Here is a 244-nt window from a genome sequence, read left to right on the forward strand (position 1 = left end):
TGAATAATTTTTCCCCACTTGACTCTTTAAAACTACTGCTAATTTGTAAAGTTTTGTATTTCTTTTCAAAATCGATCTCTGAAACGACTGTAAATAAAGACTTTTACAGATCATCTTTTCAGCAGGGTACAAAATTGACAATAGTAACCCAATTATGAAATTCTCAATAATTCTAGCAAATCGCGGAAAGTATTGCAAGCTCGTTGCTAAATAAAAATAATTCTCAATTAATTGTTAAGAAAAT

The sequence above is a fragment of the Dolichospermum circinale AWQC131C genome (genome assembly GCF_000426905.1).
In the GTDB taxonomy this organism is placed as follows: domain Bacteria; phylum Cyanobacteriota; class Cyanobacteriia; order Cyanobacteriales; family Nostocaceae; genus Dolichospermum; species Dolichospermum circinale.